This is a genomic window from Saccharothrix coeruleofusca, from assembly GCF_014648515.1.
In the GTDB taxonomy this organism is placed as follows: Bacteria; Actinomycetota; Actinomycetes; order Mycobacteriales; family Pseudonocardiaceae; genus Actinosynnema; species Actinosynnema coeruleofuscum.
The window spans coordinates 56,426-68,717 of record NZ_BMRG01000012.1; the positions used below are offsets into that span (position 1 = coordinate 56,426).

A 12,292-nucleotide genomic window follows, 5' to 3' on the forward strand; every position below is an offset into this window, starting at 1 on the left:
GGGGTACCGGACGCCGTTGCCGGAGAGCCAGAAGATCGCCGGGCTGGTGGCGTTCTACAACGAGAAGGTCGACATCACGCTGGACGGGGTGCTCCAGGAGCGGCCCAGCTGACCGGTTCGGCCGACTAGTGGAATATATGGATCGTATGTCGAACCGGGGCACGCTTCTTCGACGTTGGTGTAGGAGATAACTACGTCAGGAGGAGGCTGTGCCATGACCGTTCAGCTCACCCCCAGAGACCGCGCCGTGCTCAGGGCCGTCGCGGCGGGCCGTTGCGAGTTCCACGCGGGCAGGCTGCTCGTGGACGGGATCGGGTGCTGCGACCAGTTCGTCGGCCGCCGGTTGGCCGCCGCGGGGCTGATCGCCGCGCAGCCGGGTCCGGCCCGGCTGACCGAGTCCGGCAGGGCGCTCCTCGCCGCTTGAGCCCCACCGCGACCGGTGAGGGGGTTCGCCGAACACCGCGTGCCCGTGCAGGCGGTGGAACTGCCTCAGGTGCTCGCGCACGTCGGTCGGACCGGTGACCACCACCGTGCCCGCCGGTAGTTCCGCCACGACCATCCGCTCGTCGATGATCCGGAAACCCGCGTCGGGCAGTCCGACATCGGCCGTGAACGGGATGATCCCCACCCGGAGGTCGTCCCGCGCCATCAGCTCCCGCACGCGCCCGGCGTACCAGGACGAGCGGGCCACGCCCTCGGTGACCAGGACGATCAGCTCCTTGTCCGCGTCCTGTTCCCACAGTTGTTCCGGGAAGCTGCCGAGGCCGAACACCCGCACCACCGACGCGGACTGCTCGACCTGCGCGACTCGGCGCGTGGTGCCCAGGCACAGCGTCGCCCGTCGGTGGCCGCTCTCCTCGGCCACCAGCCGTGCCAACCCGACCAGGTGCTCCCGCACCTCCGGGGCGACCCGGTAGCCCTCGGCCAGCCGCGCCACGTCGACGGCCTTGGGCGCGAGGCGACCGGTTTCCAGCTTCGACAGCTTCGACTGGCTCATGCCCGCCAGCGCACCCGCCTCCCGGCCCGTCAAGCCCGCGCTCAGGCGGCAGGACAGCGGGAGGGCGGACAGCTCCGAACGCGCGTCGCCGCACTCGCGCCGGTCCGCTCGGGTGCCGCGCGACCGCAGCGCGACGCCTTCCGCGACCAGCGCCGCGCGGACCGTCCCGTACGAGCGGCCGGTCAGCGCCGCCAGCGCGCGGATCGTCCTGCCACGGGCGTACTCCGCGGTCACGAACTCGCGGAACCCGGTCATCGCCCCACCGGCCTGCCGCTGCGGAGGAACGCGGGGTGGCGCCCGCACGGGATCGTCGCCGGAGCACCGCACAACGTCAGACCCTCGTCGTCCGCCACGAGTTGGCGCGTGACTGCGTAAGGACCGCCCTCGTGAGGGAACCGGCGGAACTGTCGGACGCCCATCACGACACTTCCGCTGTGACACGACTGGTCATCGACATGTGCATGGCATCTCCTGGGGTCTGTCAGTCCACACCGGACTGATGACGAAAACTTACGGGACGAAATTTCGTTAGGAAATCATTCGTTAGGGTGGTCTTCCTCCCGAATCGCCGGGCATGAACCACACTTGGCGGCGACGCCGACCGGTGGAGGCTTGGATGAGTGATGTCGAGCAGCGAGCGCCGTTCCTGCGGAGGTGTCTCGGTGACCGACTGCGCGAGTTGCGCAAAGCAGCGGGCCTGACGCCCAAGGAGGTGGCAGCGGAGATAGGCATCTCCACCGCCACCCTCAGCAAGATCGAGACTGGCAAGCAAGCGGTCAAACCCGCCTACGTGAAGCTCATGTGGCCGCTGTACGCGGTCGACGCGGAGGAGCGCGCCCGCCTGCTCCGCATGGCGGAGGAGTCGGGCAAGCCTGGGCGGCTCAGTCGGTACAGCACGATTCTGCGCGGCGATTTCGTGGATTACCACGAGATGGAGGGACAGGCGGAGGCCATCTGGGTGCACGAGCCCGGCCTGGTGTTCGGTCCTTTCCAAGTCCCCGACTACGTGCGTGCGATCCGCAGGGCCGCGAAGCCGGACAGCGACGAGGATGATCTGGCGGCCTCGGTCGAGCTTCGGCAGTTCCGGTTCAAGGACCTCACCGGTGATCGGGCTCCGGCGGTCGACATCGTGCTCGATCAAGCGGTTCTCTGCCGTGAAGTCGGTGGCCGGGAGGTGATGCGGGAGCAACTCGGCCTGCTGGCGGACGTTGCCGGGTTGCCGAACGTGGATCTCAGGATCATCCCGTTCGAGGCCGGGGCATATGCGGCACAAGGCGCGGGTTTCGCGGTGCTGCGACTGCCTCCGGAACCTCGCAAGGACGTGGTCTTCATCGAGAGCGACCTCGTCGCGGAATACCTCGACCACCCCTCCGAAGTCGCCCGGTACCGGGAGATGTTCGAGCAAGCCGGACAGCTCGCGCTCACTCCTTCCGAATCGGTCGACCTGATGGATAGGCTGCGCTCGAGCCTGTGAGCGCAAGCGGAGGGGGCGGGATGAGGGCGGCCGCGAACCGGTTGGCATGGAGGAAGAGCAGCCGTTCCAACGGGCAGAACGGCGCTTGCGTGGAGATGACCTTCGCCGGGGGCAAGGCGCTGGTCCGCGACTCGAAGAATCCGGCGGCTGGGCTCCTCGCATTCGGTCCTGCCGCGTGGCGACTCTTCACCGGCGGGGCTCGGCAACGCGACCGGTAGCCGCACTCGAACTCACCTCACGTTTCCAGAGGTGTTGGAAAGTGGAGACCTGATGAGCCACCGGAACCCGATCCGCACGGGCTGGTTCAAGTCCAGCTACTCCAATCCGGCGCAGAGTTGCGTCGAGGTCCGCTTCGACGACGGGATCGTGCGCGTCCGGGACAGCAAGGCTGACGGAGCGGGGCCGGTCATCGCGGTCAGCGCGGCGTCGTGGAAGGCGTTCCTGCGCGCTCGGTGATCACCCTCGCGCATCCCCGGCCACCGCGAGTCGAACGTTCCGGTCGTGCGAGTTCGACGTTCGGATGTCCTGAGCGTTGAACTCAGGGGTTCTGGGCGTTCGACTCGCGGGGGATCGAGGGCGGAAGTTGTCCTCGATGGGTCATAGCGTGCTCTCAACGACGAGAGAGGCGGACGCCATGGCCACCGTGATCACCACCGGAGAGCGCGCGGAACTGCTCCAGGCCCTGACCCAGCACCGGGGCTTCCTGCGGTTCACCGCCCAGGGCCTGACCGACGAGCAGGCCACCACCCGGACCACGGTCAGCGAGCTGACCGTCGCCGGGCTGATCAAGCACGTGACGCAGGTCGAGGAGAAGTGGATCGACTTCGTCCTCGACGGCCCGGCCGCGATGGACCAGGACTACGAGGAGCACGCCAACGGCTTCCGGATGCTGCCGGGGGAGACCTTGCAGGGGCTGCTGGACCGCTACGAGGAGGTCGCGCGCCGCACCGACGAGCTGGTGGCCACGCACGACCTGGACGCGCGGCAGCCGCTGCCCGAGGCCCCCTGGTTCGAGCCGGGCGCCCAGTGGTCGTTCCGGCGGGTGCTGGTGCACCTGGTCGCGGAGACCTCGCAGCACGCGGGGCACGCCGACATCATCCGTGAGGGCATCGACGGGCAGAAGTCGATGGGGTGAGCGGGCGGGTAGTAGTTGGAGGCGTGGGGACACCGCTCGGGTAGTACTTGCCGACGCGGTCAAAAGCGGGACAGGCGGCGGATCAGGTCGGCGTGGGAGGGGTAGGCGGCGGCCAGCTCGTCGGCCGCGCCGAAGGTGACCACGTCGTCGGTGTAGGGCGGCACCACCACGGTCCCCACCAGCGACCACTCGCCCTCGGGCGCGCTGGCCTGCCACACGCCGGCGGGCACCACCACCTGCGGGCGCTGCCCCTGCGCCAGGTCCGGGCCGAGCACGGGCTCCTCCACCTCACCGGAGGGGTGCAGCAGCAGCATCCGCAGCGGGGCGCCCGCGTGGTGGGCGTAGATCTCCACGTGGTCCAGGCGGTGCAGCCCGGAGAACTCCGGCGACCGCAGCAGGTAGTAGATCGCCGAGACCTGCTCGGACCGGTAGGACTGGGCGAAGTGGCCGCCCTCCACGGGCAGCTCCACCAGTCCGAGCCGGGCGATCACCTCATCGGCTGAAATCGCGCTCCCCCTGGTCACGTCAGCTCCGCCTCCACCGGCTCGGCGCCGTGCACCACCACGACGCCCTTGCCCAGTCGCTTCGCCGTGTACATCGCCGCGTCGGCGCTGCCTAGCAGCTCGTCGGCGCTGGTCCCGCTCCTGGCGCTGTGCGAGATGCCCACGCTGGCCCGGATCAGGTGCTCCCCGCTCCTGGTGCGGTGCGGGGAGCGCAGCGCCTCCAGCACCCGCTCGCCGATCTCCTCCGGCGCGGGCGCGCGGCCCTCGACCAGCACGCCGAACTCGTCGCCGCCCAGCCTCGCCACGGTGTCCTCGTGGCGCACGCACCGCTGCAACCGCTGCGCCACGATCCGCAGCACCTCGTCACCCTCGGCGTGGCCGAAGTTGTCGTTGACGTCCTTGAACCCGTCCACGTCGATGAACAGCACCACCACCGGCTCGGGCCCGGCCAGCGCGGCGGTCAGCCGCTCGCGGAACAGCGCCCGGTTGGCCACCCCGGTCAGCGGGTCGTGGTAGGCCTGGTGGCGCAGCCGCTCGCGGCTGTCCTTGAGCTGCTCCAGCAACCGCACGTTGTCGATCAGGGTGAACAGCTGCCGGGCGATCACCAGCCCCACCACGCCCAGCCCGACGTAGACCTCCAGCGGGTTCAGCCGCACCCCGGTGGCCGTGCCCACCACCACGAACAGCCCGGTGACCAGCAGCGGCAGGTAGGGCGCCAGCAGGTGCAGCAGCTCGCCCGCGCGCAGCCGGTCGGCGGGCAGCCGCTCGCGGCGCGGGCTGCCGGGCGCCACCGAGGACAGGAACAGCAGCACCGGGCTGGCCATGAAGCCGATGTCGGCCGCGGTCGGGATGGTCGTCACCCCCTGGCTGACCAGGTAGGCGAACACCCAGCCGGACGCGGACTGGGCCAGCGCCGCCAAGGCCAGGAACAGCATCGGCAGCTGGCGCACCGCCCGGTGCGTCCAGGACAGCACCAGCAGCACCACCAGCAGCACCAGGTACGCCGCCGGATGGGCGACCACCGTGGCGAACCCCACGCCCGTGGTCGCCCAGGCCCGCACCATCGACTCCAGCGCCGACACCCACGTCAGCACGAACAGCGAGCCGACCACGATCAGCCCGTCGAGCACCAGCACGACCCGGCTGCGGTGGTCGGTCAGCGAGCCTGACGAGCCGTGCGCCAGCACCATCACCCCGCCCAGCGCCAGGCACGGCACGAGCAGGAAGCCCAGCGGCGCCAGCGTCGAGGTCGGCATCGGCACGCCGAGGAAGACCTGGCCCCAGATCCACGCGCCCAGCCCCAGCACCAGCGACGCGGTGGCCGCGACCAGCCACATCCGCCAGCGCCGGGCGGTGCCCTGGCGCCGCAGGGCCGCCCGCCAGTAGCAGACCAGCGCCGCCACGGCCGCGACGAGCTGGCTGAACTTGTCGACGGCCACCGAGGTCGAGCGCTCCAGCACCCCGGAGACCACCAGCACCACGACGCCGGTCAGCAGCGCGCAGGCGGCGACCGCGAGGACGCTGAACCGCCTCAGGGTCATGGCACCCCGCTCGCCGCGACTGGAGTCGATCAGTGGACCGGGCCACTGTAGTAAGACGGTGACGCTGTGTCGACAAGGGGTAGCGGTTCGTCACCCAGCGCGTGTCGGCGAGGCGCGTGACCGGGGTCAGGCCGTAAGGTTCGAACTGGTGTTCGCCACCAGGTCGCGGCACCGCTCGGCGAAGGGATCAGCGTGCGCGTGTTCGGAGTCGACCCCGGCCTGACCCGGTGCGGGTTCGGGGTGGTCGACGGGGGACCGGGCCGGACCGTGCGCTGCGTCGCGGTGGACGTGGTGCGCACCCCCGCGGACGAGGACCTGTCGCGGCGGCTGCTGCGACTGGCCGACGCGGTGGAGGTGTGGCTGGACCGCTACCAGCCGGAGGTCGTCGCGGTGGAGCGGGTGTTCAGCCAGCACAACGTGCGCACGGCGATGGGCACCGCCCAGGCGGGCGGCATCGTCGCGCTGGCCGCCGCGCGACGCGACCTCCCGGTCATGTTCCACACCCCCAGCGAGGTCAAGGCGGCCGTGACCGGCTCGGGCCGGGCGGACAAGGCGCAGGTCACCGCCATGGTCACCAAGCTGCTCGGGCTCAAGGTCGCGCCCAAGCCCGCCGACGCCGCGGACGCGCTCGCGCTGGCCATCTGCCACCTGTGGCGCGCGCCCATGCGCTCGCGCCTGGAGCAGGCCCAGGCGAGGGCGGCTGAACTGGCCAAGGCGCACCGCGCGAGACTTGCCCGAGCAGTCGCCGAGACGGGGAGGAAGGCACAGTGATCGCGTCGCTGCGGGGGCAGGTGCTGTCCGTGGGGCTCGACCACGCGGTGGTCGAGGTCGGAGGGGTGGGCTTCGCCGTGCAGGCCACCCCGGCCACGCTGGCGACGCTGCGCCGCGGCGAGGAGGCCCAGCTGGCCACCGCGCTGGTGGTGCGGGAGGACTCGCTGACCCTGTTCGGGTTCGCCGACGCCGACGCGCGCGAGCTGTTCGGCCTGCTCCAGACCGTCTCCGGGATCGGCCCCCGGCTGGCGCTGGCCACGCTGGCGGTGCTGGAGCCGGACAAGCTGCGCGCGGCGCTGGCCGAGGGCAACACCACCGTGCTCACCCAGGTGCCCGGCATCGGCCGCAAGGGCGCCGAGCGGCTGGTCATCGAGCTGCGCGACAAGGTCGGCCAGCTGCCGACCGCGCCCGCCGCGGCCGACGGCGCGCTGGTGCGCACCCAGGTCACCGAGGCGCTGCTCGGCCTGGGCTTCCCGGCCAAGCAGGCCGAGCAGGCGGTGGACGCGGTGCTGGCCGAGGACGGCGCGCAGAGCACCTCCGCGGTGCTGCGCCGCGCACTGGCGACCCTGGGGCGCAAGCGGTGAGCGAGTTCGCCGAGGACAACGCGCTGGACCCGCTGCCCGACCCGTTCGAGCGGGACGTCGAGTCCACCCTGCGCCCGAAGGACCTGCACGAGTTCGTCGGGCAGCCGAAGGTGCGCGAGCAGTTGGAGCTGGTGCTGCACGGCGCCATGCGGCGCGGCGCCCCGCCCGACCACGTGCTGCTGTCCGGCCCGCCCGGCCTGGGCAAGACCAGCCTCGCCATGATCATCGCCGCCGAGCTGGGCGCGTCGCTGCGGATCACCTCCGGCCCGGCGCTGGAGCGCGCGGGCGACCTGGCCGCGATGCTGTCCAACCTGGTCGAGGGCGACGTGCTGTTCATCGACGAGATCCACCGGATGGCCCGGCCCGCCGAGGAGATGCTCTACCTGGCGATGGAGGACTTCCGGGTGGACGTGGTGGTCGGCAAGGGACCGGGGGCGACCAGCATCCCGCTCGACATCGCCCCGTTCACCCTGGTCGGCGCCACCACCCGGTCCGGCGCGCTGACCGGGCCGCTGCGCGACCGGTTCGGCTTCACCGGGCACATGGAGTTCTACAGCCCGCAGGAGCTGGAGCTGATCCTGCGCCGCTCGGCCAAGATCCTCGGCGTCGACCTGCGGCCGGACGGCGCGGCCGAGATCGCGGGCCGCTCCAGGGGCACGCCCCGCATCGCCAACCGGCTGCTGCGCCGGGTGCGCGACTTCGCCGAGGTGCGCGCGGACGGCGCGGTGGACCGCGCGGTCGCCCGCGACGCGCTGGCCGTCTACGACGTGGACGAGCTGGGCCTGGACCGGCTGGACCGGGCCGTGCTGGGCGCGCTGGTGCGCTCCTTCGGCGGCGGCCCGGTGGGCGTTTCGACGCTGGCGGTCGCGGTCGGGGAGGAGCCGACCACGGTCGAGGAGGTGTGCGAGCCGTACCTGGTGCGGGCCGGGATGCTGGCGCGCACCCCGCGCGGCCGGGTGGCCACCGCCTCGGCGTGGCTGCACCTGGGGCTGCAACCACCCGAGGGGACTCCCGGCGAGCAGGTGCGCTCGCTGTTCGACGACCCCGAGGGCTGACGTGCCGGGTGATCCGCGCTACCGACCTGGCACAATCGGCGGCGGATCCCACAGATTCGGACGTTCCGGGCACCGCCCGTGCGGCCGACCGAACGGAGAATGATGGGCAACCTGTCTTCCTTGATGTTCCCGCTGCTGCTCGTGCTGCTGGCCGTGCCGCTGTTCCTCAGCGCGCGCAAGCAGAAGCGCGCGGTCGCCGAGCAGCAGGCGCTGCTCAACTCGCTGGAGCCCGGCGACCGGGTGATGACCACCTCCGGCGTGTTCGCCACGGTGGTCGACGCCTCCGACGACTCCGAGATCAAGCTGGAGGTGGCGCCCGGCGTGGTGACCACTTGGCTGCGGCAGGCCGTTCGCGAGAAGGTTGTCGCGGACACCACCACCGACGCCGTCGTCGACGACGTCGAGGACGCCCCGGCGGTGGAGGCCGAGCCCGCGCAGCAGGACACCAAGAAGTAAGAAGAACCGGCGGCGCGAACCGCGTCGCGCACCGCCTGGAGCCGGCAACTGTGAACAACGCCGACTCCAGGCAGTGACGCGCAGTTCACACCCCTAGGGGTACGCTGCGCCCTCGCTGAACTTGTCAACTACAGGAGACGGACGGACCGTGGCACCTCCGGCCGGGCAAATCCGCCCCGCGAAGTATCTGGGCGCGTTTGTCCTCATCGTGGTCGCGCTGTACGCCCTGGTGTTCTTCACCGGCAACGGCAAGGCGACCCCCAAGCTCGGCATCGACCTCCAGGGCGGTACCCGCGTCACGCTGACCGCGCGCGCCCCGGACGGCCAGACGCCGACGGAAGAGGCGCTCAACCAGGCCCGGACGCTGATCGAGACCCGCGTCAACGCCCTGGGCGTGTCCGGCGCGGAGGTCGTCCGCGACGGCACCAACCTGGTCATCACGGTCCCCGGCGAGGACAGCGAGGGCGCCAAGAGCCTGGGCCAGACCGCGAAGCTGAACTTCCGCAAGGTGGTCGGCTCGCCGCTGCCCAACGAGCAGCCCGCCCCCAGCTCCTCCAGCGCGCCGCCGTCGACCAGCGGTTCCGCGCCGCCCAGCAGCAACCCCCCGGCGTCGGAGAGCGCGGGCGCCGCGCCCACGACGACCGCGCAGGGCCGCCCGGCCCCGGCCCACGAGGGCCAGCCGGAGACCACGGGGCAGCCGCCCAGCACCACCGGCGAGGCGCCGCCGTCCAGCCAGCCGCCCGCCGAGCAGCAGCAGGTGGACTGCCGCGCGGTGTTCATGGGCCAGTACTCCGACGACCCCACGCAGGCCATCACCGAGTCGCGCCAGTGCAGGCAGGACCCGCAGCTGACCACGCTGGACCCGCAGACGGTCCAGCAGGCGCTGCAGGCGTTCACCTGCCCGACCAACGACCCGCTGCTGGGCAACGACGACCCGGCCCTGCCGCTGCTGACCTGCGACCAGAAGCTCGAGTACAAGTACGTGCTCGCGCCGGTCACCCCGCCGTCGGACGGCTCGGTCAAGGAGGACGACTACAGCCTGTACTCCCGGCTGACCGGTGAGGACATCGACAACGCGGTGTCGGGCACCGACCCGCAGGGCGCGGGCTTCATCGTCAACCTGACCTTCAAGGGCCCCGGCGGCGAGAAGTGGGGCAAGTTCACCTCCGCCAACGTCGGCCAGCAGGTCGCCGTGGTGCTGGACAGCCAGGTGGTCTCCGCGCCGAACATCAACGAGGCCATCCTCGGCGGCAGCACCCAGATCAGCGGCCAGTTCACCCAGCGCGAGGCCGACCAGCTGGCCAACGTGCTCAAGTACGGCTCGCTGCCGCTGTCGTTCGAGGCCTCCGAGGCCGAGACGGTGTCCGCGACGCTGGGCCTGGCTTCGCTGCAGGCGGGCCTGATCGCGGGCGGCATCGGCCTGGCGCTGGTGTTCATCTACTGCCTGCTCTACTACCGCCTGCTGGGCCTGCTGACGATCCTGTCGCTGGCGCTGTCCGGCGCGGTGGTCTACGCGGTGCTCGTGCTGCTGGGCCGCTGGATCGGGTTCACCCTGGACCTCGCGGGCATCGCGGGCTTCATCGTCTCGATCGGCATCACCGCCGACTCGTTCGTGGTGTTCTTCGAACGCCTCAAGGACGAGGTGCGGGAGGGCCGCACGTTCCGCTCGGCCGTGCCGCGCGCCTGGGTCCGCTCCCGCCGCACCATCCTGTCCGCGGACGCGGTGAGCTTCCTGGCCTCGGCGATCCTGTACGTGATCGCGGTCGGCCAGGTGAAGGGCTTCGCGTTCACCCTGGGCATGTCCACCGTGCTCGACCTGGTCGTGGTCTTCCTGGTCACGCACCCGCTGGTGGCGCTGGTGTCCAAGTCGAAGTCCCTGTCCAGCCCGAAGCTCTCCGGCCTCGGCGGGGCGGTCCAGGCCGGTGCCGAGCAGCGCGCGGGCGCGACCGCCGCCAAGAGCACCGCCGTGAAGGAGGTCTGACGTGGCGAAGTCCAAGGGCAGCGTGTTCCACCGCCTGTACGTCGGGACCGGCGCGTTCGACATCGTCGGCAAGCGCAAGCGGTGGTACGTCATCTTCGGCCTGATCCTGCTGGCCTGCATCGCCTCGATCGTGTTCCGGGGCTTCAACCTGGGCATCGACTTCACCGGCGGCACGCGCATCCAGCTGCCCGCCGCCAGCTCGTCGGGCACCATCACGGTCGAGGCGGTCAAGGACAGCTTCGGCAAGGCGATGGGCGAGGAGCCCACGTCGGTGCAGACCGTGGGCACCGGTGACGCGGCCACCATCCAGATCCGCTCCGAGACGCTCAACGCCGACCAGGTCACCAAGGTCAAGACCGGGCTGAACGACGACCTCAAGCCCGACGGCGGGATCGGCGCGATCAGCGACAGCGCCGTGTCGGCCTCGTGGGGCGGGGAGATCACCACCAAGGCGTTGATCGCGCTGGGCGTGTTCTTCCTGGCCGTGGCGATCTTCCTGGCGCTGTACTTCGAGCTGTCCATGGCGGTCGCCGCGCTGGTCGCCGTGGTGCACGACGTGCTGATCACCGCGGGCATCTACTCGCTGGTCGGCTTCGAGGTCTCGCCCGCGACGGTGATCGGCCTGCTCACCATCCTGGGCTTCTCGCTGTACGACACGGTGGTGGTGTTCGACAAGGTCAAGGAGAACACCCGCGGCATCCTGGGCCTGACCAGGCGCACCTACGGCGAGGCGGCCAACCTGGCGGTCAACCAGACCCTGATGCGCTCGATCAACACCTCGCTGATCGCGCTGCTGCCGGTGCTGGGCCTGCTGGCCATCGGCGTGGGCCTGCTGGGCGTGGGCACGCTCAAGGACCTGGCGCTGGTGCAGCTGGCGGGCATGGCGGTCGGCGCGCTGTCGTCGATCTTCATCGCCACCCCGGTGGCGGTGGACCTGAAGATGCGCGACCCGCGCTACAAGGCCCAGGCCCAGCGGGTCATGGCCCGGCGGGCGAACCTGGCCCGCAAGGCGGGCGGCGAGGCCCCGGCGGTCGACGTGGTCGAGTCGACCGACGACGAGGCGCTCGACGCCGAGCTGCGCCGCGAGAAGGCCGTGGCCGCCGCCGCGAGCGTGCCCGCCCGGCACGGCAAGGCGGGCGACGTCCGGCGCGGCAGGCCGACCGGCAAGAAGCAGCGTTGAAGCTGGAACGAGCGCTAGGGCTCCTGCGTGAGGTCCCGGACTTCCCCCAACCGGGGGTGGTGTTCCGGGACCTCACGCCCGTCCTGGCCGATCCCGACGCGCTGCGCGCCGTGGTCGACGCCCTGCAAGTCCACGTCGAGCCGTCCACCCAGGTCGTGGCGGCCGTCGAGTCGCGCGGGTTCCTGCTCGGCGCGGCGCTGGGCTACGGCTGGCGCTACGGCGTGGTGCCGCTGCGCAAGCCAGGCAAGCTGCCCGCCGTGGCGCACCGGGTCTCCTACGACCTGGAGTACGGCGCGGCGTCCCTCGAGCTGCCGGAAGGGGCCATCACCCCTGGTCAGAAGGTCGTCGTCGTGGACGACGTGCTGGCGACCGGCGGCACCGCCGCGGCGGCCTGCGAGCTGGTCGAGCGCGCGGGCGGCGTGGTCACCGGCGTCTCCGTGGTGATCGAGCTGCCCGCCCTGGGCGGCCGGGCCCACCTGACCGGCCGCCAGGTCCACGCCCTCCTCGCCGTCTAGCCCACGCCCACACGCCCGCCCCTGGTGTCACCCACCTATGGGCGTGTTGGGCGTGTCGCCCCCGCGAGTCGAACGCTCAGACACCCTGAACTCAACATTC

Annotated in this window: 15 protein-coding genes; 12 read left to right on the top strand and 3 right to left on the bottom strand. The window is 71.4% G+C overall.

Annotated elements, in window-relative coordinates; translation table 11 throughout:
* Positions 1–112, top strand: a 112-nt coding sequence (locus IEZ00_RS37085; protein ID WP_229796083.1) for a DUF427 domain-containing protein, incomplete at its 5' end; no start/stop codon positions are given.
* 84 nt (positions 113–196) lie between these two features.
* Here the strand turns inward: IEZ00_RS37085 and IEZ00_RS38020 are convergent.
* Positions 197–1,252 (bottom strand): helix-turn-helix domain-containing protein, encoded by a 1,056-nt coding sequence (locus IEZ00_RS38020; protein ID WP_189225798.1) that lies wholly within the window; start codon positions 1,250–1,252, stop codon positions 197–199.
* Between the two features lie 361 nt (positions 1,253–1,613).
* Between IEZ00_RS38020 and IEZ00_RS25130 the strand changes: the two genes are divergently transcribed.
* The 4 genes from IEZ00_RS25130 (at position 1,614) to IEZ00_RS25145 (ending at position 3,606) form a co-directional block, all read left to right on the top strand.
* The gene (locus IEZ00_RS25130) at positions 1,614–2,471 is read left to right on the top strand and encodes a helix-turn-helix domain-containing protein (protein WP_189225799.1); all 858 of its coding nucleotides are present in this window, start codon (positions 1,614–1,616) and stop codon (positions 2,469–2,471) included.
* Between the two features lie 20 nt (positions 2,472–2,491).
* On the top strand, positions 2,492–2,689 hold the full coding sequence (locus IEZ00_RS25135; RefSeq protein ID WP_189225800.1) for a DUF397 domain-containing protein: 198 nt from the start codon (positions 2,492–2,494) through the stop codon (positions 2,687–2,689).
* Positions 2,690–2,741: 52 nt separating this feature from the next.
* A complete protein-coding gene (locus IEZ00_RS25140; RefSeq protein ID WP_189225801.1) occupies positions 2,742–2,927 on the top strand; it encodes a DUF397 domain-containing protein in 186 nt (61 codons plus the stop codon).
* A gap of 178 nt (positions 2,928–3,105) precedes the next feature.
* Complete coding sequence (locus IEZ00_RS25145; RefSeq protein WP_229796068.1) at positions 3,106–3,606, top strand: DinB family protein; 501 nt, start codon at positions 3,106–3,108, stop codon at positions 3,604–3,606.
* A gap of 59 nt (positions 3,607–3,665) precedes the next feature.
* Here the strand turns inward: IEZ00_RS25145 and IEZ00_RS25150 are convergent, their stop codons facing one another.
* A complete protein-coding gene (locus IEZ00_RS25150) occupies positions 3,666–4,130 on the bottom strand; it encodes a cupin domain-containing protein (protein WP_229796069.1) in 465 nt (154 codons plus the stop codon).
* A complete protein-coding gene (locus IEZ00_RS25155) occupies positions 4,127–5,650 on the bottom strand; it encodes a GGDEF domain-containing protein (protein ID WP_189225803.1) in 1,524 nt (507 codons plus the stop codon). The genes IEZ00_RS25150 and IEZ00_RS25155 overlap by 4 nt, the downstream gene beginning before the upstream one ends.
* Positions 5,651–5,842: 192 nt before the next feature.
* Here IEZ00_RS25155 and ruvC point away from each other — a divergent pair, with 192 nt between their 5' ends.
* The 7 genes from ruvC to IEZ00_RS25190 all read left to right on the top strand — a co-directional run bounded on the left by ruvC (position 5,843) and on the right by IEZ00_RS25190 (position 12,192).
* A complete protein-coding gene (gene ruvC, locus IEZ00_RS25160; protein ID WP_189225804.1) occupies positions 5,843–6,421 on the top strand; it encodes a crossover junction endodeoxyribonuclease RuvC in 579 nt (192 codons plus the stop codon).
* Positions 6,418–7,005 carry a Holliday junction branch migration protein RuvA gene (gene ruvA / locus IEZ00_RS25165; RefSeq protein ID WP_189225805.1) on the top strand — a complete coding sequence of 196 codons (588 nt, stop codon included), beginning with the start codon at positions 6,418–6,420 and terminating at the stop codon, positions 7,003–7,005. The genes ruvC and ruvA overlap by 4 nt, the downstream gene beginning before the upstream one ends.
* Positions 7,002–8,060 (top strand): Holliday junction branch migration DNA helicase RuvB, encoded by a 1,059-nt coding sequence (gene ruvB, locus IEZ00_RS25170; protein ID WP_189225806.1) that lies wholly within the window; start codon positions 7,002–7,004, stop codon positions 8,058–8,060. The genes ruvA and ruvB overlap by 4 nt, the downstream gene beginning before the upstream one ends.
* Before the next feature lie 102 nt (positions 8,061–8,162).
* Complete coding sequence (yajC, locus tag IEZ00_RS25175) at positions 8,163–8,516, top strand: preprotein translocase subunit YajC (protein ID WP_372448471.1); 354 nt, start codon at positions 8,163–8,165, stop codon at positions 8,514–8,516.
* Positions 8,517–8,664: 148 nt separating this feature from the next.
* Complete coding sequence (secD, locus tag IEZ00_RS25180; protein WP_189225807.1) at positions 8,665–10,497, top strand: protein translocase subunit SecD; 1,833 nt, start codon at positions 8,665–8,667, stop codon at positions 10,495–10,497.
* 1 nt (position 10,498) lies between these two features.
* Positions 10,499–11,677 carry a protein translocase subunit SecF gene (secF, locus tag IEZ00_RS25185; protein WP_189225808.1) on the top strand — a complete coding sequence of 393 codons (1,179 nt, stop codon included), beginning with the start codon at positions 10,499–10,501 and terminating at the stop codon, positions 11,675–11,677.
* On the top strand, positions 11,674–12,192 hold the full coding sequence (locus tag IEZ00_RS25190; protein ID WP_189225809.1) for an adenine phosphoribosyltransferase: 519 nt from the start codon (positions 11,674–11,676) through the stop codon (positions 12,190–12,192). The genes secF and IEZ00_RS25190 overlap by 4 nt, the downstream gene beginning before the upstream one ends.
* Positions 12,193–12,292 lie beyond the last annotated feature (100 nt).